At 47.4% G+C, this 21,091-nt stretch carries 17 protein-coding genes, 1 tRNA gene and 1 pseudogene; 10 read left to right on the plus strand and 9 right to left on the minus strand.

Going from position 1 to position 21,091, the window contains the following annotated elements; genetic code table 11:
• Positions 1 to 48 precede the first annotated feature (48 nt).
• Positions 49 to 1,218 (plus strand): pyridoxal phosphate-dependent aminotransferase, encoded by a 1,170-nt coding sequence (locus GSO_RS06560; RefSeq protein WP_010490352.1) that lies wholly within the window; start codon positions 49 to 51, stop codon positions 1,216 to 1,218.
• Positions 1,219 to 1,326: 108 nt separating this feature from the next.
• On the opposite strand, the gene GSO_RS06565 is transcribed toward GSO_RS06560, so the two are convergent.
• From GSO_RS06565 to nagB, 8 genes are all read right to left on the minus strand, one after another.
• Positions 1,327 to 2,520, minus strand: a complete 1,194-nt coding sequence (locus tag GSO_RS06565) for an ABC transporter permease (protein ID WP_010490354.1) — start codon at positions 2,518 to 2,520, stop codon at positions 1,327 to 1,329.
• Positions 2,507 to 3,196, minus strand: a complete 690-nt coding sequence (locus tag GSO_RS06570) for an ABC transporter ATP-binding protein (protein ID WP_010490356.1) — start codon at positions 3,194 to 3,196, stop codon at positions 2,507 to 2,509. The genes GSO_RS06565 and GSO_RS06570 overlap by 14 nt, the downstream gene beginning before the upstream one ends.
• Positions 3,189 to 4,214, minus strand: coding sequence for an efflux RND transporter periplasmic adaptor subunit (locus GSO_RS06575; protein WP_420896608.1), 1,026 nt, complete (start codon positions 4,212 to 4,214; stop codon positions 3,189 to 3,191). The genes GSO_RS06570 and GSO_RS06575 overlap by 8 nt, the downstream gene beginning before the upstream one ends.
• A gap of 404 nt (positions 4,215 to 4,618) precedes the next feature.
• Positions 4,619 to 5,800, minus strand: a complete 1,182-nt coding sequence (locus tag GSO_RS06580) for a spr1629 family repressor/antitoxin (RefSeq protein ID WP_010490361.1) — start codon at positions 5,798 to 5,800, stop codon at positions 4,619 to 4,621.
• Between the two features lie 322 nt (positions 5,801 to 6,122).
• Complete coding sequence (locus GSO_RS18155; RefSeq protein ID WP_010490363.1) at positions 6,123 to 6,299, minus strand: hypothetical protein; 177 nt, start codon at positions 6,297 to 6,299, stop codon at positions 6,123 to 6,125.
• Positions 6,300 to 6,309: 10 nt separating this feature from the next.
• Positions 6,310 to 6,570, minus strand: coding sequence for a hypothetical protein (locus GSO_RS06590; RefSeq protein WP_010490365.1), 261 nt, complete (start codon positions 6,568 to 6,570; stop codon positions 6,310 to 6,312).
• 325 nt (positions 6,571 to 6,895) lie between these two features.
• A complete protein-coding gene (locus GSO_RS06595) occupies positions 6,896 to 7,681 on the minus strand; it encodes a Cof-type HAD-IIB family hydrolase (RefSeq protein WP_010490367.1) in 786 nt (261 codons plus the stop codon).
• Between the two features lie 265 nt (positions 7,682 to 7,946).
• Complete coding sequence (gene nagB / locus GSO_RS06600) at positions 7,947 to 8,657, minus strand: glucosamine-6-phosphate deaminase (protein ID WP_010490369.1); 711 nt, start codon at positions 8,655 to 8,657, stop codon at positions 7,947 to 7,949.
• 180 nt (positions 8,658 to 8,837) lie between these two features.
• Between nagB and GSO_RS18665 the strand changes: the two are divergent.
• From GSO_RS18665 to GSO_RS06635, 7 genes and pseudogenes are all read left to right on the plus strand, one after another.
• Positions 8,838 to 10,295: pseudogene (locus tag GSO_RS18665) on the plus strand (ISNCY family transposase).
• Positions 10,296 to 10,839: 544 nt separating this feature from the next.
• Entirely contained in the window at positions 10,840 to 11,358 is a 519-nt protein-coding gene (locus tag GSO_RS06610; protein WP_010490372.1) for a hypothetical protein, read from the plus strand.
• Between the two features lie 428 nt (positions 11,359 to 11,786).
• Positions 11,787 to 13,607: a PTS mannitol transporter subunit IIBC gene (locus tag GSO_RS06615; protein WP_010490374.1), complete on the plus strand. Its 1,821-nt coding sequence runs from the start codon at positions 11,787 to 11,789 to the stop codon at positions 13,605 to 13,607.
• A gap of 35 nt (positions 13,608 to 13,642) precedes the next feature.
• Positions 13,643 to 15,700: a BglG family transcription antiterminator gene (locus GSO_RS06620; RefSeq protein WP_010490376.1), complete on the plus strand. Its 2,058-nt coding sequence runs from the start codon at positions 13,643 to 13,645 to the stop codon at positions 15,698 to 15,700.
• 4 nt (positions 15,701 to 15,704) lie between these two features.
• Positions 15,705 to 16,148, plus strand: a complete 444-nt coding sequence (locus tag GSO_RS06625; protein WP_010490378.1) for a PTS mannitol transporter subunit IIA — start codon at positions 15,705 to 15,707, stop codon at positions 16,146 to 16,148.
• 3 nt (positions 16,149 to 16,151) lie between these two features.
• Positions 16,152 to 17,306, plus strand: a complete 1,155-nt coding sequence (locus GSO_RS06630; protein ID WP_010490380.1) for a mannitol-1-phosphate 5-dehydrogenase — start codon at positions 16,152 to 16,154, stop codon at positions 17,304 to 17,306.
• Positions 17,307 to 17,426: 120 nt separating this feature from the next.
• Positions 17,427 to 18,380 (plus strand): alpha/beta hydrolase, encoded by a 954-nt coding sequence (locus GSO_RS06635; RefSeq protein WP_010490383.1) that lies wholly within the window; start codon positions 17,427 to 17,429, stop codon positions 18,378 to 18,380.
• 109 nt (positions 18,381 to 18,489) lie between these two features.
• Here the strand turns inward: GSO_RS06635 and GSO_RS06640 are convergent, their stop codons facing one another.
• On the minus strand, positions 18,490 to 19,419 hold the full coding sequence (locus tag GSO_RS06640) for an alpha/beta hydrolase (protein WP_010490385.1): 930 nt from the start codon (positions 19,417 to 19,419) through the stop codon (positions 18,490 to 18,492).
• A 200-nt stretch (positions 19,420 to 19,619) separates the two neighbouring features.
• Between GSO_RS06640 and GSO_RS06645 the strand changes: the two genes are divergently transcribed.
• Complete coding sequence (locus GSO_RS06645; protein WP_010490387.1) at positions 19,620 to 20,540, plus strand: ribose-phosphate diphosphokinase; 921 nt, start codon at positions 19,620 to 19,622, stop codon at positions 20,538 to 20,540.
• 263 nt (positions 20,541 to 20,803) lie between these two features.
• Positions 20,804 to 20,876, plus strand: a tRNA-Lys gene (locus GSO_RS06650).
• Positions 20,877 to 21,091: the final 215 nt, after the last annotated feature.

Here is a 21,091-nt window from a genome sequence, read left to right on the forward strand (position 1 = left end):
GCTAGGCACATTCACCATGCAAACTCATTAAAAAGGGGAATCAGACCAGTGACATTTTCAGAATCAGCGGTGCTTCAAGCGCTGCCTAAGCAGTTTTTTGCCAGCCTCGTCAAACATGTCAATGCACGGATTGCGGCGGGCCATGACGTGATCAATTTAGGCCAGGGAAATCCGGATCAGCCGACACCGGCCAACATCGTGCAGGCAGCCCAACAGGCGGTGGCCAAGCCAGGAAATCATAAATATTCACTTTTCCGCGGCTTACCAACGTTTAAGCAGGCTGCGGCCGAGTTTTACGAGCGCGAATATGGCGTTCAACTGGATCCGGAAACGGAAATTGCGGTTTTAGGTGGCTCAAAAATCGGCTTGGTGGAACTGCCGCTTGCCTTGATGAACCCCGGTGAGACAATTTTGCTGCCGGATCCGGGATATCCCGACTATCTGTCAGGCGTCACGTTGGCTCGTGTGAAACTGGCTTTGATGACGCTGACCGCGGACCATGACTGGCTTCCTGATTATGCAGCTATCGATCCAGCGGTGGCCGATGCTGCCAAACTGCTTTATCTGAACTACCCGAATAATCCCACAACCGCGGTGGCAACTCCGGCGTTTTATGATCAAACCGTCGCTTTTGCCAAGGCGCATCACATTGGCATAGTTAGTGATTTTGCTTATGGTGCGCTCGGCTTTGATGGTCAGCGGCCGGTAAGTTTCTTGCAAAGTCCCGGTGCGAAAGAGGTGGGCATTGAGCTTTACACGCTCTCGAAGACTTATAACATGGCCGGCTGGCGCTTGGCTTTTGCAGCGGGCAATGCCGATATGATCGAGGCTATTAATCTGATTCAGGATCATCTGTTTGTCTCGGTTTTCCCTGCGATTCAGGAAGCAGGCATCGAAGCATTGCTTGGTGATCAGACATCGGTGCCCCAACTGATTGACTTATACCAACAACGTCGCGATGCGTGGTTCTCGGCGACAGAGGCCATTGGGTGGCATGGGAAAAAATCTCCCGGCACGTTTTACGCCTGGATGCCCGTGCCTGCTGGGTACACCAGCGAGTCCTTCACCGAACTACTTTTGGAGCGGGCAGACGTGGCCGTGGCTGCCGGTAACGGCTTTGGCGACCATGGAGAAGGCTATGTGCGAATCGGCTTACTCACCAGTCCGCAACGTTTAGAAGAAGCAGCCCAGCGCATCGGGAAGCTGGGGTTGTTTTAGAAACGAAGCTGCAGTATTTGGTCAAAATGACTGGATACTGTGGCTTTTTTGAAGCAGCAAAAAAGCGCTAGTCATTTAATTGCTAGCGCTTGTAGGTTGAACTAAACATTATGACTTCAAAATATCAATCAAATTCTTATTAGCCGCACTCTTCGCCGGCAATAAGCCAAACGCAATGCCGACAATGCTTGAAATGGCAAAGGTGCCGATGACGGAGCCTAATGTGACGACGGGTTTGAATGGTAGGAACATCGCGATGATCCAAGCGGTTAACGCACCCACAATCAATCCGACCACGCCGCCAGTCAGTGTCAGCATGACCGATTCTAAAAGAAACTGTTTCATGATTTCCGCGGGAGTAGCGCCGACTGCCATTCGGATGCCGATTTCCTGCGACCGTTCCGAAGCAGAAATGTACATCATGTTCATGACACCAACACCTGCAATCAGAAGGGAGATGCCGGCAATGGCACTCACAAACAGCGTTAAAGCACTGATGACATTACCAATGCCTTTCAGTAATTCGCCGTAATCAAAATATTCATACTGGCCGCTGCGCCGTTCGCTGCCGGATTTTTTTAGCTGGCGAACAACATTGTTGGTTAACTTGCTAACGTCGCTGCCGGTTTTATACGTGATCGCCAATTTTCGGCCTTCCTGAGAAAGTTGGCCCGCACGATAGGCTTTTTCCGGCACTAAGACATCAACGTCCAGCGCGGAATACGCGGTTTTGGGTGGGTTGAAAACGCCGATAATGTTGTAGTTTTTGGTTCCGAGTTCAAGGGAAGAATTTAATGCTGCGGTATTGCCGTGGAAAACCTTTTTGGCGAGCTTTTTGGAAATTAATGCATCCTCGCCATCTGTCTGTAGCGATTCTTGGCTAAACCCATGGCCGGCGTTTAGCTGAATGTTAGGTTTCGCCTTATTAACTAAGGTGACGGACATCATCGTATCGGCATTTGCCAGCTGACCGTTGACTTGCAGCCGTTCTTTGTCGTGTTTAATGACGACTTTTTTGATTTTATCCGGCGCCGTTTGCTTTGCCAGCGTGATGTCGCTCTCTTTAAAGCCAGCATCGGTTTCACTGCTGCTGGTGGGGTTGAAGGTGATTTCGGCAGTTTGCTGGCCCTGGGTGTCGGCTTGCAGGTTCTTCACGGTCTCGGCCTTGATCCCATTGCCTAACGAAAGAATCGTGACGACAGACGCAATCCCAATGACAATCCCGATCATCGTCAAGAAACTGCGGCGTTTATTAGCCGCCAGTGCGCGGAAGGAGATTCTGATGAGTTCACTTAGTCGCATGGGCCACCTCCGTATCACTGATGATCTGGCCGTCGAGGATTTTAATCATCCGATCGCTTTGCTCGGCAACGTGCTCATCATGCGTGACCATGATAATCGTGCCGCCTTTTCGGTGTAATTCTTTGAAAAGTTGCATAATGTCTGCTGAGGTATGACTGTCCAAAGCGCCAGTGGGTTCGTCAGCAATCAGAAACTGCGGCGAATTCGCCAAGGCGCGGGCAATCGCTACCCGCTGTTGCTGACCACCGGATAAGTTACGCGGCAATTTATTTTCCATACCCGTGAGGCCGACTGACTCAAGTAACTCGGAGATTTTGCCACGCACCTCCGATCGCCGGTGTCCGCCATAACTTAACGGAATCAGGACATTTTCAAAAATATTCAGGTTGTGAATGAGACTGAAGTTTTGAAAGACGAACCCAACGTGACGATTCCGCATACGTGAAGCTTTAGTCGCATTGAAGTCGGCGACATTTTCGTCTTGGAAAAAATATTTGCCTTCAAATGCCGTGTCGAGAAAACCGATAATATTGATCAAGGTCGACTTGCCAGAACCCGAAGGCCCCATGATCGCAACGAATTCACCTTCGTCAATGTGCAGATTAATGTCTTTGAGGACGTGAAAAGCGGTCGCACCTTGACCGTAACTTTTGTTAACATGCTGAAGATCAATCATCAACGGTCACCTTCGCTCCGTCTTTGGTTGATTTAGTGGGGTTTTCCAAAATACGGTCGCCGCTGCTGAGGCCTTTCGTGACTTCATACATGTCGTCTTTTTTGGTGTAAGTGATCTTGGTTCGCACTGCGCGGCCATTGACAACTTTGTAAACGGCGCCTTGACGTACTGCGGTTTTAGGAATCTGCAGGCCGCTCAGAGGGATGATCATGCTGACCGACTGGCCGTTCAAAAAGCCGTGATCTAACTTAGCGGTGACATCGTACTTCGCCAGATTCGGCTTGCTGGATTTCGCCGGATCGCTGCTGATGAAGTTAATGGAAGTTGTCTGTTTCGTTTTGGTCGACAGTGCCTGCACCGTTACCGACTGATCAACTTTAACATCGGCATAATCAAATTCGGAAACCTGACCGACTGCTTCCATGTCCGAGGAGGTTTCGGTGATCGATTGCTGGCCGTTTGCTTGATAGTCAATATACAGGCGACCGGCAAACGGCGCCTTAACAATGGTGTTGAGGTTTTGTTGCAGTTTAGCCACATCTTGGTTGGCTTGGTCAACAGCCGCGGCCGAATCCTGACGATTGCTTTGTGCTTCATCCAATTGCGACTGCAGGTCAGACTTTTGCGGATCGTCAGCTGCCAACTGATTGAGTGACGACTTGAGTTGGTTGATTTTGTCATCCAATTGTTTAAGACTGCGTTGTTGTTTTTGGAGTGACTGGTTGGCCGTGGTGATTTTTTCCTGAACGTCAGGGTGGTAGACCGTTAGCAGTTGTTGGCCGGCCGCCACGGTATCGCCGTTTTTGACCGATTGATTCTGCACCGTGCCTTCAGGAACCTCGATTTTTTGCGTGCGGGTTGCCTGGGCTTGGCCGGACAACCGCAATTCGTGGCGCTTAACCTGAAAAGTCGCCACCGTGTCCGAAGCCGTTGACTGCTGGGGCTGCTTATGTTGGGTCATAAAGAAAATAATGGTTACAACAATGATGGCTAAAATTCCGATGCCAATGATCACCATTCGTTGGGAAATACCTTTGTGCTTCGCCTGTCGCTTTTTCAAACTTCCGCCTCCATGTAAACGTATTTTTACCGTGCCGTTGGTGCAAGTATACGGATTGATTGGGTTAACGTCCAATCATAGATTTCGCTGAATTTTGTTGGTTTTCCGATTAAGAAACGAACTTTGTAAAATAAATGACAGTTTAAGGTTGGAAGGGTGATTCGGTGCAGATATTGACATGCGTCAGACGAAGCAGACTGGGGGATTAGGTGAATTGTTAACTTGAGATAACAAGTGGCTTATTTTTCGGATCTTTGAATTTTGTGAAAAAGTTTCACGTGAAACAGCTGGGCTAGTTGAAACTGAAACGAATAAATAAGCGATCGTCAGATGATTGCGATCGCTTATTTTTAAAATTGAAATTAAGTTGTAGGATTTTTCGTAAAACGACGAGGAAATGGAATGACGTTCTGCATATTAACGTAGCTGTGCTGCGGCTGATACTTTGTGAAGAAGTTGGGTTCCAATGCGAAGAGCTGGGCAATGAACGTCGGTCTGACATGAAGATGACGCGAAAGATCTCGAAGCGTCAGCACTTGCTGATTAAATAGGAGCGTTATAAGAGCACGAATTTTCCCCGGACGGACTGGCACCAGTTGATCATCCAATGGTTCCATGATTTTGTAACTCTTTTTTGTACGTTGACCAAAGAAATAGCGTTGTTCTTGATAACTCATAAGCCCTAGTGCGTATGCGTGCATCGCCATGGCGACAATCGAGACCTGATATTTACGTTTTAAATCAAGATAATAATCAGGATTTGAACGGCGATATAGTTTTTTGAAGTCCGCAGTGAAATCCTCAATGGGTAAAAGGAATTCTGCTGCAAAAGTGTGAGCTTCATGTTCGATTTGCTTATATTCAGCCGCTGTTAGTTCATCAAAGTCAATGGCACCATGAAGAAGCAAATGACCTAATTCGTGGGCGAGATCAAAATTGCGGCGAACGGCTGACTTCTTAATGGAGCCTAGTACAATCCATGCATGTCCGTTATCGGCTATGGTTGAATAGGCGTCGATATGGACACCGAGATCTTTCTCAACTATATAGATACCGGCTTGTTCAAGTTTTGCCATTAAGTCGTGATTATCTTGAAGACTTAGGAACTGCCGTGCTATTTTTGCGACTTCACGAATTTTTGTCAGATTGTTCGTTCCAGACAGCTTTGTTTGTACCATTTGTTGAAGTTTATCGAATCCGGCGGGCTTGACGCTGACGAACTTTTCAAAGTAGCTAGTTAAGCCGTCTGCAAAATCTAAATAGCGGGCTTCTAGCTTTGTTTTTTTCCGACTCGAACGATCTGTCGTTCGGAACGCGATCTTTGCTTCATGCACAACATGTTTCGGTGCATTACCGCTCACTAAAAAGGCCATGTCAACGTTGAAAATCTGTTGAAGGACATTAAGGATCTCGATTTTGGGCATAACATTTTCCGTTTCGTATTGCCAGACGGCTTGTTCGGTTACCCCGATTTGTACGCTAAGATCTTTGCGGGTATAGCCGTTTAATTCCCGCAGTGCTTTTAGTTTTGAGCCAATAAACATGACGAAGGGCGCTTATTCTGCGCCGGCCTCGCTGAAAATTCTGCTTAATTCTAGCATATAAATTTAAACTTTACCGCAAATATCGCTTGTTTTTTAAAGTATACTTGCCCGCCATAAAAAAATCAGCCCCAACAAGAATTCGTTGGGACTGATTTTTGAATGTTCACCGGCTAAGCCAACTTGGGGCTACCGACCTTTTTGATCATATTGCGGTTCGCTATCTGGAGACGAAGCATTTGACGATCACTGGGCGTTGTGAAGGGTGCAAAAGGTTAGCAAGACGTCAAAGCTTCTTTCAGATGGCACCCACATCAATGGAGGACTAGCGAACCGTCAACAAGCTAATGCCAGTGGCTAATAGCAGGATGGCGACAACGGATTGGACACTGATTTGCCATGTCTTGAATGTTTTGGTGCGCCATTCTGCCACGATCACCGCCAACGTGATGATGAAGGCGACAACGACCATGATTAGTAATTGAACGACCAGACTATCCATGTGAACACCTCTAAACTTCTAAATCGAAATACGGATTGATCTTCTTTTGAATATTGTGAATTTGGATGAGATCAATCTGCGGAAAGAGTCGATAGATGAACCCGGCGAAATTATCACGATGATATTTGTAGTTCATCCGCGCCATCCGATGCTGCCGATTTTCGGCGGTAATCTCCCAGACTTCTAAATTATAGTCCGCATTTTTAACGATACTGATATAAGTATGTTTGTTGATCCAAACTACAGGATGCATTGTCGATTGTTCTAACATAACGAGACCCCTCCATCAGCAGATTTTGCGATGCCGCAACGTTACTGATCAGTGACACGATCACGCCCAAATAACGTGCAACATGCCTTGAGTATAGCAGAAAATTTGCGCTACTGCGGTCTTGACTTTGCGTGGCGAACACGTTATAGGGGGTCGCTGAAAACGTTGATGTGACAACGTTTTGGCCGCAAAAATTAAATAATTTTCGGCCATGAATTTTGGAGAAAATGATGAGAACGCGTGTTTGTAAAGGGGTAACAATGTCGCTATCAAATTTTTAATAATCGCAATGCTTTTTGAGTCCCGAGTTTGGTATGCGAATCAATTAAATCAGGTTGAAGTGGGCAAGTGCGTTGGGAATGCCATTTTTGCGGTAGTCGTCGGTTTGGTAATCGGCAATTGCGGCGACCTTGGAATAGGCGTTTCCCATGGCGATGCCGGTATCGGCGGCTTGGAGGAGCGGAATGTCGTTGTAACCGTCGCCAAATGCATAGGTAGGCACACCGCGCAAGGCAGGTTGATTCAACAGAATCGACATGCCACTGCCTTTTGAAATGCCATGATTGACGACATCAAAGGAAAAGTGGGAATTGCGATAGAAGGTCAATTCAGGAAAGTCTTGAATGAACTGCTTACCTAACTGATCGCCGGTCTGATTCCAAGGTAAAAAGATGAGCAACAGCGACAAGGCTGCTTCCTGATAATACTTAGGATTGATCGGCGGCGGGGTCTGGTGCACTTGCGCGTAATTGTCGGTGGTGAGTTGATCATAGCCGGTTAAAGCAGAGGCCTCGCTGGAGTACATGGCTACCTGAATATCCTGAGCTGCGGTTGCATTAAGAAACCGCACCAGCTGAGGTTCGCCGATGACGCTTTGAAAAATATGCTCGCCATTAAGGAAAACATCCCCGCCATTAGCCGTAATCGCACTCCGAATGCCGGTAGCTGCCATAATATCGGCTAATTCGTAATAGCTGCGGCCAGTAGCAATGACCGGCAACACGTCATTGGCTTCTAACGCTTTAAGGGCCTTTACGTTTTCCGGCGGCACTTGCTTTTCATCGTTGAGCAAGGTTTGATCTAAATCGAAAAATACAACGGCTTTATACATAATTTCCTCCGATATCCGAGTTTGTGATGGCTTCATTTTACCATGAATCGGGATTAAAAATAGAAGCGCTTGCAGAGTGTGAAGGTGCCCACGCTATAACGCGTTCGTTGGCACTGAAGCCTGCGTATAAGGAACTTGGACGCACAATATGCGCTTGGGCCATCACGCCTAAGGACGCTTACACTCACTAAACGCTCCTACTCACGTTCGCATTAAAAAAGCAGGCCACTTAGCCTGCTTTCAGTGATGACGTTTTAGCAACGGGTTATTTCTTGCTCAACTTACTTGCAGCTGCCTTGTCCAAGATGACAACAACATCCGGATGCTTCTGCAAAATAGATGCAGGCACGTCGTTGGTAACCGGGCCTTCGATCATCTTTTGAACGGCGTCGGCTTTGTTTTCACCAAAGGCCAGAAGCAAGATCTTCTTGCTCTTCATGATGGAACCGATACCCATGGAATAAGCGTAACGCGGTACATCGTCCTTATTTTCAAAGAAGCGAGCGTTGGCGTCAATGGTGTTTTGGGTTAACGGAACCTTCCGTGTTTCTGCGTCAAACGGTGAACCCGGTTCGTTGAAGCCAATGTGACCGTTGCGGCCAATTCCCAGAACCTGAATGTCGATTGGGTGATCGGCAATGACTTTGTTATAACGCTTGGTTTCTTCTTCAGGATCCTTGGCAAGGCCGTTTGGCACGAAGGTTTCCTTAAACGGTTTCTTGTCAAAAAGGTGACTCTGCATGAAATAGCGATAACTCTGATCGTTATCCGGTGACATGCCAACATATTCATCCAGGTTGATCGATGTCATGTTGCTGAAATCAACATCACTGTTCACCATTGCCTGATACATGGTGACAGGCGTGCTGCCGGTAGCCAGGCCGAGCACCTTGGCACCGTTGTCCATCCCTTGCTTAATCAGTTCAAATGCGTATTTACCTGCTTCTGTGTCGTTATCAAAAACTTTAACATCCATAATTGATATCCCCCTTATCTGGTCTAGTCCAATATAGCATCAAAAAGTAACCGTGTCAACAATGGTCTATACCTAATTTTGAAATTTTGTCGACCGCAAGCGATATTGTCTTAAGTAAGCAGTTAGCCAAAGTGTCACAAAAACTGTAACCTCTTAGAAGATACATCTAGGAGGAATCACATGAAGAAGGTTGTCTTAACAATGAAAGAAGAAGAACGTTACCGAGTCATCAAAGCAGTGGTCAATGGTAAGACCTCCGTGCAACGCGCAGCCGTTAAGCTCAAGCGCTCCGAACGAACCATCTACCGATTGATCAAGCTTTACAAGCAACAAGGCAAAGACGGCTTTATCCATGGCAATGCCGGTCGTGAGCCCGCCAACAAACGCAACGCGCAACTCGAACGCCAGATCATTCGTCTGTACACCAACAAGTATGCCGGATTCAACATCGCCCATTTTCACGAGTTCTTAACCACTGCCGAACAAATCGCCATCTCCGAATCCTCACTCCGGCTCTTATTCAGACACCACCACATTCTCTCACCCAAAGCTCACAAGGCCACAAAACGTCGGATCAAGCGTGAATTAAAAGAAAAAGAAAAGAAGTCCAAGCTCCTATCCAAACGTGATGAAGCCACCTTGTCAGCCATCGAGGTTGTCGAAAACATCAAAGCCCATCCAGAACGTCCTCGGAAACATTATTCTGGTGAACAGGTACAAATGGATGCTTCCTGAGAGTATTGGTTTGGTACTCAAAAAACCACCTTACACGCAGCCATTGATGATCAGTCCGGGAACGTTGTCGGCGGCTACTTTGCCAAACAAGAAACACTCAGCGGCTATTATCATGTGTTTGCCCAAGTCCTTCGCGATTATGGCGCTCCAGCAGAATTCCTAACGGATCGGCGCACCGTGTTTAACAGCAACAAAAAAGAGGGCTCACCTTCGACCGAGAACCCTCTTACACGTTTCGGCTATGCCTGCCAGACACTTGGAACAGAACTTTCGGTCACCAGTATTCCGCAAGCCAAAGGCCGTATAGAACGTCTTCTGGAGACTTTTCAAGATCGGCTCACAAGTGAACTGCGGTTGCATAACATCACCACAATCGCAGATGCCAATCGGTTTTTGGTCGGCTTTATCAAGCGTTACAATGACCGCTTCGCATCTACCATCAAAAGTAGCATGTCGGTGTTTGATAAGCAACTAACACCCAAGGAAATTGACAATATTTTGATCATTGCCAATGAACGCAGCATCGGCCACGGACACTGTGTTCGCTTTGACAACAAACGCTATCTGCCACACCGGAATGGCGAATTGGTTTACTTACCACCGCATACAAAGGTCTTAGTCATCAAAAGCTTCACGGGCAGACTTTATATGACCACTGATGATGACCAGGTGTACGATCTTTTCTGTGTGCCAAAAGAACAGTTCATGTCAGCCAAATTCGATCTTACGCTAGCTGCGGCACCAACTCCTAAACGAACCAAGAAAGTCCCGGCAATTACGCATCCGTGGCGCCGCGCCAACTATCGCGATTACCTTGATTCTCTTGGCATTAACAGGACAAGGGTTAAACAGTTGGTCGCCGAACGATATCCATACAAGAATTCACAAGCGATTCAAGTCTAATTAGGATCATCTCGCGTCCAGTTTTCGGACGCATGTTTTATGGAATTTACTGTCAAAGTCGAAAATCGCTTGACACAATGGTCTATACCTAATTTTGAAATTTATTTCTTTGATTGAGCGAAAGTCAAGGAAAAGTTAAAAAACACGGAGATGAATTTAACCTGCACTTAATTATTGCGCGTGTAAATTGTAATGAAACTAAGCAATTTACGCATTTTGCATAAATCATCGAGGCACGGCTGGATTTATTTACGTGATTAGACCTTTTTCGTGACTGCTATTCCGGTATTCGAGTGGAGTTTTTATTTTTTTTGAAGAGAGTGGTTGTAGATTGCATAGAAATTTACATTCACGACAAAATGGACTGAAATTAAACAGAGAGTTTTAGAAAAAATCGGTATATATCTTTTCGGAAAAATAACAATATTTAACCGCAATACCCTCTTTTTCTCTAAAACTTGTTTGACAAGTATAAATAACTGATGTTAGGTTTAAAACACCAAAACACGTGGATTGGAATTCAAGCAAAGGTGAGTGTTCTACTATGAAAAAGGTCGCAACTGTTTCTGCAATTCTTTCGATTGCCGCACTATCACTAGCTTTCCCTATTTCTTTTGTTACGGGATCAACTCAGACCGTTCATGCTGCAGTTAAGGAAACAAGTGCAAGCAGTACAACGAGTCAACAAGAAACAACTAATTTAAAATCTAATTTGATGAGTACCCAGGCATCTCGACTTGGGCCCGATACCGGGGGCACTCCTGCTCCAGGCGAGCGTTATGTTGTCGGATATAGCGTCCTATCTCCTGCAGAGACTAAAGATCTTGCAGCAAATCAAGTTTATTGGAAAGATGGAAGAGGAGGGACACTGCTTCAGATGGCGTCTGATCTTGCTATGGGTGCCGCTGGAGCCTATGCGGAGCAACTGTCTATGGATGCGCAGTTTAGTGAAACGCTTCAGCAGGCTGCTGCTGAAGATAAGTCTGTTACGATAACTGTTACTGACTTATACGAAGCACACACATCGTACTCAACGGAACTTTCATATACTATAACTCTTTGAAAAGCCAGTGAGACAAGTTAATTTATAAATTGCTTTGATACTATGCTAAACGCAAGTTGGATGCCTAGGTCTTAGGACACTACTGGCTATATAAGGGCACAGTAACTTCTGTTTTGCTTTTGGTATAGGTTATTCATTTGCAAGAAGGCAAAGAAGTCTCCCTAAGATGTGCCTGGGTGCCTAAAATGAATCGCACAATCGGTGGGAGACTAATTTGCAGCCACTTCTTAAATAGAAGTGGCTATTTTTGTGGATATAAATAAAGACATCAAGAAACTTATTTTTCTTGATGATTGTGGGTGACGATATCAATCTGGTAATTGTATTGAATGTTTGGCACAGCCAACTGTGCCAAAGTAGCTTTTGTCAGCGGTTACATGAAGCGGTTACAATAATCCCCGTAAACAAGGGAAAGGAGTGTGTTTGCTTTGGAAGCTAAATCAGCAAACACGCCGGTAACGGAGAAGAAGAAATTCAATCTGAAGGCCGGTATGCAATCATTCGGGACCAAGCTCTCCGGCATGGTGTTGCCAAACATCGGTGCCTTTATCGCTTGGGGCCTCATTACGACCATCTTTGTTAAAGGTGGTTGGTATCCAAACGCTAATCTAGCCAAGATGATTACGCCAATGGTTACCTATTTATTGCCATTGTTAATTGCTTATTCTGGTGGTTCCATGGTTCATGGACATCGTGGTGGTGTTGTTGGAACGATTGCAGCGATGGGGGTTATTGTCGGGACTAGTGTGCCAATGTTCATCGGAGCGATGGTGATGGGTCCACTTGCGGGCTGGTGCATTAAAAAATGGGACGATAAGGTTCAAGACAAAATTAAGCAAGGCTTTGAAATGCTGGTTAACAATTTCAGTGCCGGCATTATTGGCATGTTGCTAGCTATTATTGGCTTTTTCCTGATGGGTCCAATTATTTCTGGTCTGACTAATGTTATGGCGACTGGTGTTGATTGGATCATTAGCCACGGTTTGATTTGGTTGGCAAACATCTTCATTGAGCCAGCGAAGATCCTATTTTTAAACAATGCGATTAACCAAGGGATTTTAACACCGCTGGGCATTCAGGCTGCAGCTGATCAAGGAAAATCAATTCTGTTCTTGCTGGAACCAGATCCAGGACCGGGACTTGGCGTTTTATTAGCCTTTGCTTTATTCGGTAAGGGTGCCGCAAAAGGTTCTGCGCCTTCTGCTATCATTATCCACTTCTTTGGCGGAATTCACGAAATTTACTTCCCGTACGTTTTGATGAAGCCAGCGTTGTTCCTATCCGTCATCGCCGGTGGTGTTACCGGAACCACGCTGTTCTCCATCTTTAATGTTGGTTTGAAAAGTTCACCTTCGCCGGGTTCGATCTTGACGTTATTCGCTATGGCGCCAGTTGACATTTGGAACTACCTCGGTTTGCTCATCGGCGTTATCGGAGCCACGACTGTTTCCTTCCTTATTTCAGCAGTTATCTTACGGCGGGACAAGAGCACGAGCGGCGATGAACTGGCTGAGAGCGAAGCCAAGATGAAATCTATGAAGGCTGAGGCCAAGGGACAAAATGTCGAGGCTGCCAAAGATGTGATGAATCAGGCTAAGGGCATCAAACAAATCATCTTTGCTTGTGATGCCGGTATGGGTTCAAGCGCAATGGGTGCTTCGATTCTGCGTGATAAAGTCAAGAAGGCTGGGTTGGATCTTTCAGTTACCAACACGGCAATCAGTAATTTGCAAGACAAGCCGGGACTGTTGGTTGTGACCCAAGACGAACTAGCGGATCGCGCCAAGAAACAGACGCCGGGTGCTGCTCACGTTGCGGTTGAAAACTTCCTGAATAGTCCGAAGTACGATGAAATCATTGCCAGTCTGAAAGCAGAAGCAGTTGGCGGTACGGACGAAACAGCCACTGCGGAAGCGCCGAAAGCGCAACAGGATACACCGGAAGACGAATTGAACGAGATTGATTTTGATAAGATTACGGAAGTTGACTTCCTGCATCATGATCAAAACATCGGCTCTGCGACGATGGCACAGGCAACTTTCCGTTCCGAATTGCGGAAACTCAACAAGGATGTCAGGGTACGCAATGTCGCGATCGGCGAGATTGAGGATAAAGACAACGTGTTGATTATCGCTTCAAAGGAAACAGCACGCCGCGTTAAATTGCAATTTGCCAATGTCCAAGTCTACACCGTTGACGGTCTTTTGAACGCAACGAACTATGATAAACTTATTGATAAAATGAAATAGGCGAGGTCGAGTTGCGGCCGTCTGGGGCGAAAAACATGTTACTAACGAATCGTGAACAGGAAATGATCAAACTGATGATGAGTCAGCCCGCCGGTGTGAGCCGGGACGAGCTGCAACGACAGCTGGGTGTCAGCCGCCGGACCATTTACCGTGAACTTTCGCAACTGGAACATGATATTACTGCCTTGAACTTACAGCTCGACAAAGGTGATGGCAGTTCCTACCGGTTAAAAGGCGCGACAACGGATCTGGCAAAATTGTCGGAGACGTTGGCCCAGCAACAACAAAACCTGACGTTCGATCCCAGTCAGCGGCAGAGTGCCTTGATCCTAATGATGCTGAATGCGGGCGCACCCAAAACCATGACGGCCTTAGCAACCGATGTGGATGTCAGCGTGACCACCATTAAACAAGACCTTGATATTCTGGAACCGGCACTCAATGAATATCATCTCAAGTTGAATCGCCAAAAAGCTGCCGGTATCTGGATTGAAGGCCAGGAAGGCGATATTCGGCGGGTGCTTGTCGGTGTCTTGAATGCCGAAATTAATCCGTATGTGTTCTTTCGTTTCCTAAATGATCCGCGGCAAACCTTTGATCCGGTGACGGATTACTTCATCAAACGGTTACCGCAAGAAGAACTACTAGCTGCCAATACGGCACTATCGCGCATCAAAGCACTAGCCGACCTGAGTGACAATCAACGCAAAGCAGTGTTACTCACCGTTGCCGTTAACACGCATCGGTTGCGCGAAGATCATCATGTGAAGGCCCAACCCCATTTTGACCAGGAACGGCTGTTTCAGGATCAACAACTGGCACTCCAGTTTCTAGCCGAAATGGATCCCACCATCCGGGAAAAAGTTCGCGTCGGCGACTATCAATTTCTGGCGGTTGAACTCAGTAACATTCGCGGCGGCTTGGCTGGCGAACAGGTTGATCCATTCGATTTAACCATCAACCTGGAAGTTCAAGAATTAATACGCGAAGTGGCGCGGAAATTTCCCGGGAAATTTTCCGGAAATACGCAACTTTATTCCTCGCTACTTGCCCATGTTCAGCGGACAACCGGCGGCGATTGGCTGCCAGGAGTCACGATGACGAATCCGGTGCTTGTCCATTTGCGTGATGACTATCCGGAACTTTACCAGGCCGTCCAACAAGCGGCCGATGACGTTTTCGGACGCGGCGCCTTTACCGGTAATGCATTAGGTTATCTGGTTTTGTATTTCGCCTCGGTTTTGGACCATACGCGAACCGATGCACCAGTTGCGGTGTTGCTGATCACAAGTGATGGTCCCGGAACCGGCAGTTTGATCGCCGGAAAATTACGTGTTCAGGTGCCCGAGATTCGCAAGATCAAAATCATTCAGGTCAGCGATTTACCCAAGCAGCAACTTGAACATTATGATTTGGTTTTGGCAACCATGCCGTTACCGGGCTTCAAACACCAATATCTGGTGATCACGCCGATCCTGGGCCGCGAAGAAATGGCCGAAATTCGTCGGTTAGTTCAAAAGGCCACGCCTAAACAGGTGCGACCGGCGAACCAACCGTCGCTGGATCAGACGGTCACGGCGTTTGAAAGTCTGAAAACAATGGTGATGGCGGCAGATGGTTTATTGCAACACTTTGCCGTAACTGACATGACGGCGCCAGTCACAACGATTGCGGCTGCGATTGACGCGATACTCAGCCGGTTACCGACCGTTGTTGCCGAAGCACCGGTGGTTAAAGAAGCTTTGTTAAAGCGGCTGGAGTTGGCCCCTGTCGGTATTCCGGACACTGGGCTGGCAATGATTCACACCAGCAGCCACGGGGTCACCACCCCGTACATCGGTGTCTTTGATCTCACTAGTCCGTTACCATTACCGGCGATGGACATGGGGACGATCCAGTTACAGCGAATCCTGTTACTGCTGACCCCGAATCCTGTTTCACAGGAAACATTAACGCTTTTGAGTGCGGTTAGCGCCAAGCTAGTCGCCTCGCCAGCTGACTTACGACTTTTTGAAAAAGGCAACTATAGCCAGTTATATCAAGTAATGACAGAAGTCTTTATGCACGAAATCCAAAAAATTGATCGAAGGTGACATGATGAAAGGACTCGACGTAAACACGATCAAGCTTGGTCAGGAAGCAAAGACCAGGGACGAAGCCATTCGTCAGGCCGGCCAACTCCTGGTCGACAATGGCAATGTTGAACCGGCTTATATTGATTCAATGATTGATCGTAATCGTGACGTTTCGGTATACATGGGTAATTTTATTGCGATTCCTCATGGTACGGAAGCAGGCATGAAATATATTAAAAAAACCGGGATCTCGGTGATTCAATATCCGTGGGGTGTTGATTGGTCAGAAGATCCGGCTGATGAGAACTTGGTCACGGTGGTATTCGGCATTGCCGGATTGAACGGTGAACATCTCAAGCTCTTGTCGCAGATTGCGCTGTATTGCAGTGATGTGGAGAATGTCCAGAAATTAGCCGACGCACAAACGCCGGAAGAAATCGTCAATTTACTGAAGGAAGTTGAATAAATTATGATGGAAGCAGTACATTTTGGTGCAGGTAATATTGGTCGCGGGTTCATCGGGGAAACACTTGCCGCTAATGGCTTCAAGATCAATTTTGTCGATGTTAACGAGACGATTATCAATGCGTTGAATCAGCGTGGTGAATATACGATCACGCTGGCCGCCCCAGGCGAGAAAAAGATTCACGTGGACAATGTTGATGGCTTGAACAATGCCAAGGATCCTGAGGCAGTTGTGAAGGCAATCGCTCAGGCAGATTTGGTGACCACTGCCATTGGCCCGAAGATTCTGCCAATCATTGCGCCGCTCATTGCGCAAGGGCTGCAGGCGCGTGCCGCGGCCAACAACCACCAACCGTTAGATGTGATTGCCTGTGAAAACATGATTGGCGGTTCACAGGCCCTTAAAAAGAGTGTGTATGAACATCTCGATGACGCCGGCAAAACCTTTACCGATAAGTATATTGGCTTCCCAAATGCGGCAGTTGATCGCATTGTGCCGCAACAAAAGCATGATGATCCGCTGGCGGTCAGTGTTGAAGACTTCAAAGAATGGGTTGTTGACGAAAGCCAAATGAAGAACAAGGATCTGAAGCTAAAGACCGTTGATTATGTTCCGGATCTTGAACCTTATATCGAACGGAAGCTTTTCTCAGTCAACACCGGTCATGCTACGACGGCTTACACCGGCAAGTATCTGGGTTACACCACCATTGGCGAAGCGATTAAGGATCCAAAAGTCTTCAATCAGGCAAAAGGCGCACTGGCCGAAACCCGGTCATTGTTGCTCGCCGAGTTCAAGAATTTTAACGAAAAAGACCTCGAGACTTATCAAAATCGGGTGCTGCAACGGTTCCAGAATCCCTACATTTCCGATGATATTTCCCGGGTTGCCCGCACGCCGATTCGCAAGTTGGGTTACAACGAACGTTTCATCCGGCCGATTCGTGAATTAAAAGAACGCGGCTTGGACTACAGCGTTTTGATGGACACTGTTGGCATGATGTTCCATTATGTTGAACCAAACGATGCTGAAGCGGTTAAACTTCAGGCAATGCTAAAAGATCAGCCGCTGGTTGACGTGATTAAAGCGGTCACCGGCTTGAAAGATGCGGCTTTGATTGATGAAGTCGAAGCCAGCGTTAAGTCGAAGGATCGTTAAAAATTACAATGAAAATAAACGATTAGGTTGTCAGATGCGTCACTGACAGCCTTTTTGCGTTAATATGGGAATAACCTTTTTAATGCGATGGTGACGAAAAGAAATAGGAGGCAATCTTGTATGGCTGATGAAGATGCAATGTTGGCGAAGATTCAAGCAGTCTGGGCACAAACCGGTGCGCGGGACAAGGCGCGGTATGCCGAAGAGCGGGTGCCCGAAAATGTTCACTGGGAGACGGAATATCGGTATGAGAATTCGGCTGATCCCCAGCAGACACTGAATCTGTATTATCCGGCGAAACGGCGGAATGCGACATTGCCAACTGTGATTGATGTGCATGGCGGCGGCTGGTTTTATGGCGATCGGAACCTCAACCAAAACTATTGTCGTTACTTGGCGAGTCAGGGTTACGCCGTGATGGGAATGGGTTATCGGCTATTGCCGGATGTTGATGTTCGCGGTCAGATTCAAGACATCTTTTCAAGTCTGCGCTGGTTGTCACATTATGGCCCTCAGCGCGGGTTTGACCTTGACCATGTCCTCTTGACCGGCGACTCGGCAGGCGGCCATCTAGCGTCCTTAGTTGCCTGCATTCAGCAAAGTGAGGAACTGCAAGAACTCTTCGGGGTTAGCCGGGTTAATTTTAACTTCACCATGGTGGCTTTGGTCTGCCCCGTAGCTGAACCAAGCAAGCTGCCAGAAGCGGCCGGTGATATGAGTGAGATGGCGTCGTTTTATCTGGACAAGCTTAGCGGCGGTGATCAGGCATTAGCGGCACATTTGAATTTCTCGCAAGTAGTTAAGGGCTTGGACTTGCCGCCATTCATGCTCATCGGCGGCCAAAATGATAGTTTTTACTTACAAAGTCAGGCCTTGCTGCAAGTCTTTGATGCCAATAAAGTCACCTACACGACCAAGCTATGGCCTGCCAGTGCCGGACCGCACCTCAAGCACGTCTTCAATGTCCAGCATTGGGAATGGCCGGAAAGCATTGAAACAAATCTGGCAATGTTGCGGACATTTGACGACCTGAGCAAGCAACATGATGAAGCCGAGGAAGACGAATTTGATTAGGTAACGGTCAGCGGGATCGGTGAATCACTGACCGATAGCTACAAAAAAACGCTTGGATGAGATTGCAGCATCCAAGCGTTTTTTGCTGTGCAGATTGATTGAATGGGCTCTAAAAGAAAATATCCAAGAACCGCTTGACGTGCGCCTGATACGCCGCCGGATTGACCCAGTAGCTTTCCGCATGGGCAGCGCCGGGAACGATCCACAACGCCTTGGGGCCAGCTGAGGCAGCATAATTCTGACGGCCCATTTCGGTTGGCACGTAAACATCATTAGCACCATGAATGACGAAAAGCGGCAGATGATTGTGCGTCAACGCCTGGCGAACATTCACAACGCGCAGGGGATAGCCCAGCCGCCGGTAATTGATAAAGCTTGCCAACGGAACCAACGGCATCGGTGGTAAGTGGAACTGCTTTTTGAGCAAATACGCTAACTCGGTTTCGACATCCGTGTAGCCGCAATCTTCAATCACGGCCTTGACTTGCTTAGGCAGGCTGGGCTCGCTGGCGACTAACGAAACGGTTGCGCCGCCCATGCTGGTGCCAAACAGCAGTAACTTCGCGTCATTGCCCAAGCGGTCGAGAATGCGTTGCAGCCAGCCGAGGTAGTCAAGGCGATCCAACCAGCCAAAACTGATGTATTCGCCATCTGACTCGCCATGGCCGCGATCATCCGGCAACAAGACGTTGAAGCCTAAATCATAAAACATGTGGGCAAAGTTGCTCATGGTGATGCCGGTGCCCTTGTATCCGTGACCGATAATGACAGCCTTTTTACTGCCGGGATGTGGTAACCAGAGTGCTTCGAGACGCTGGTTGTCTGGGGCGGTCATGTGCCAGGCTTCGATATGGCGCTGACTTTCAACCCAATGGACGTGACTGTAATATAACGGGGCATATTTTTGCATGGAGCTGCGTGCGTCCGGAATATAATTAATTCGGCGAAATGCATATTGATAAAAACGCTCAGCAGTTGCTAAGGTGCCCGCTGACAATAACAACGGGGTTGCAAGGCCGATCAAATGGCTTTGTTTCATGATAAAGAGGCCTCCATTTCCAAGTCTTGCAGTTGGATCAAAGCATGGCAAATGCTAAAGCTAACGTTGGCTGAAGCCTTGCTTATGAATCTGCAAATGTTCTGCTATCACTTTAACTCATTAGATAACCAGTCGCAATTTCTTGTTTTTTCTCGTATAATGACGGTGCAGACCGTTAAATATGAACAAGGGAGAAATCGATGCACGAATTAAAGTTGTTCAGTCTCAATGGTAATCGTCCATTAGCTGAAAAGATTGCGGAAGAAGTTGGATTACCGCTGTCGCCCGCGAGCGTTAATCACTTTGCCGATGGTGAGATTCAGATCGAATTGCCGGAAAGTGTTCGTGGTGCTGATGTTTATGTGATCCAGTCAGTCTCTGATCCGGTTAATGAGAACTTTATGGAACTCATGATCATGGTTGACGCTTTGCGCCGCGCCAGTGCACACCATATTAACGTGGTCATTTCATATTATGGATACGCGCGTGCTGATCGTAAAGCGCGATCACGGGAACCGATCACTGCCAAATTAGTCGCTAACATGCTGGAAATGGATGGCGTCGATCGCATTGTGGCAGTTGAATTGCATGCTGACCAGATTCAAGGGTTCTTTGATATTCCGGTCGACCATCTCAAGGCCCACCGGTTGATCGGGGACTACTTCAAAAAGTTGAATCTCGGCGACAATGTCGTGGTCATTGCTCCAGATCACAGCGGCACCAAACAGGCCCGGGCGTTAGCAGAAGAGTTACATACGCCCATCGCCATCGTGGACAAGCGGGATCAGGATCACATCGGCGTCATCGGTAACGTTGAAGGCATGCACGCCATCATCATTGATGACCTGATCGACACCGGTGACCGGATCGTTGACTCCTACAAGGCTTTAAGCGAAGCCGGCGCCCTCGACATCTACGCCGCCGCAACCCACGGTGTCTTCTCACGCGGCGCGGTCGACCGAATCAAACACCTCGGCTTGAAAAAGGTCGTCATCACCGACACGATCCAACTTGACCCCAAGCACCGATTCGAAGGACTCGCCCAAGTTTCCGTCGGGCCAATGCTGGGTAAGGCGATTAAGTTGATTAATAGTAATCAGTCGATTCATGTTTTGTTTTAAAAAGGCAAAGCTATCGGTTTCAGGAGATGCGTCTTGTCTTGCTGAGACCGATTTTTTGTGCAAGCGTTAGTTTTTGAAGATTTAGAGTTAATCGACAACTAGGAAGCGCAAAAAGGTGCTACAGCCACAGAATGGAGACTATTGCGGCCAGAGAAACAGACCCCAAAGCAATTTTCCTTCAAAAAAGTTTGTAAAACACTTGCGCCAGTAAGGGGTACATGATATTATATTTAAGTCGTGAAGCGCGACAGACATAAGTCAATGGGTGGTTAGCTCAGCTGGCAGAGCAACGGACTCTTAATCCGTGGGTCCAGGGTTCGATCCCCTGACCACCCATTTTAGGATTTTAACCGCGATTCACAAGCATAGATAAACGCTTGTGGGTCGCGGTTTTTTCTTTACATTCGAGGCTGGAAGGGCTTTCGTAAGCCTTGAACAAATGCTTGGATACTTGCCAAATGTTAAATCATTTATCAGTACGAATATTCAAGCAAGCCCAATTTTTTGGGGGGAAAAAAGAATTTTATAAAGTAAGAAGATTTGCATGAGTC

The organism is Lacticaseibacillus zeae DSM 20178 = KCTC 3804 (assembly GCF_000260435.1).
GTDB classification, from domain to species: Bacteria; Bacillota; Bacilli; order Lactobacillales; family Lactobacillaceae; genus Lacticaseibacillus; species Lacticaseibacillus zeae.

What these genes read in the sequence shown, in the direction of transcription:
- GSO_RS06565 (WP_010490354.1), bottom strand. Translation starts at nt 2,520, where the DNA reads ATGCGACTAAGTGAACTCATCAGAATCTCCTTCCGCGCACTGGCGGCT.
- GSO_RS06570 (WP_010490356.1), bottom strand. Translation starts at nt 3,196, where the DNA reads ATGATTGATCTTCAGCATGTTAACAAAAGTTACGGTCAAGGTGCGACC.
- GSO_RS06575 (WP_420896608.1), bottom strand. Translation starts at nt 4,214, where the DNA reads ATGGTGATCATTGGCATCGGAATTTTAGCCATCATTGTTGTAACCATT.
- GSO_RS06580 (WP_010490361.1), bottom strand. Translation starts at nt 5,800, where the DNA reads ATGTTTATTGGCTCAAAACTAAAAGCACTGCGGGAATTAAACGGCTAT.
- GSO_RS18155 (WP_010490363.1), bottom strand. Translation starts at nt 6,299, where the DNA reads ATGGATAGTCTGGTCGTTCAATTACTAATCATGGTCGTTGTCGCCTTC.
- GSO_RS06590 (WP_010490365.1), bottom strand. Translation starts at nt 6,570, where the DNA reads ATGTTAGAACAATCGACAATGCATCCTGTAGTTTGGATCAACAAACAT.
- GSO_RS06595 (WP_010490367.1), bottom strand. Translation starts at nt 7,681, where the DNA reads ATGTATAAAGCCGTTGTATTTTTCGATTTAGATCAAACCTTGCTCAAC.
- nagB (WP_010490369.1), bottom strand. Translation starts at nt 8,657, where the DNA reads ATGGATGTTAAAGTTTTTGATAACGACACAGAAGCAGGTAAATACGCA.
- GSO_RS06610 (WP_010490372.1), top strand. Translation starts at nt 10,840, where the DNA reads ATGAAAAAGGTCGCAACTGTTTCTGCAATTCTTTCGATTGCCGCACTA.
- GSO_RS06620 (WP_010490376.1), top strand. Translation starts at nt 13,643, where the DNA reads ATGTTACTAACGAATCGTGAACAGGAAATGATCAAACTGATGATGAGT.
- GSO_RS06625 (WP_010490378.1), top strand. Translation starts at nt 15,705, where the DNA reads ATGAAAGGACTCGACGTAAACACGATCAAGCTTGGTCAGGAAGCAAAG.
- GSO_RS06630 (WP_010490380.1), top strand. Translation starts at nt 16,152, where the DNA reads ATGATGGAAGCAGTACATTTTGGTGCAGGTAATATTGGTCGCGGGTTC.
- GSO_RS06635 (WP_010490383.1), top strand. Translation starts at nt 17,427, where the DNA reads ATGGCTGATGAAGATGCAATGTTGGCGAAGATTCAAGCAGTCTGGGCA.
- GSO_RS06640 (WP_010490385.1), bottom strand. Translation starts at nt 19,419, where the DNA reads ATGAAACAAAGCCATTTGATCGGCCTTGCAACCCCGTTGTTATTGTCA.
- GSO_RS06645 (WP_010490387.1), top strand. Translation starts at nt 19,620, where the DNA reads ATGCACGAATTAAAGTTGTTCAGTCTCAATGGTAATCGTCCATTAGCT.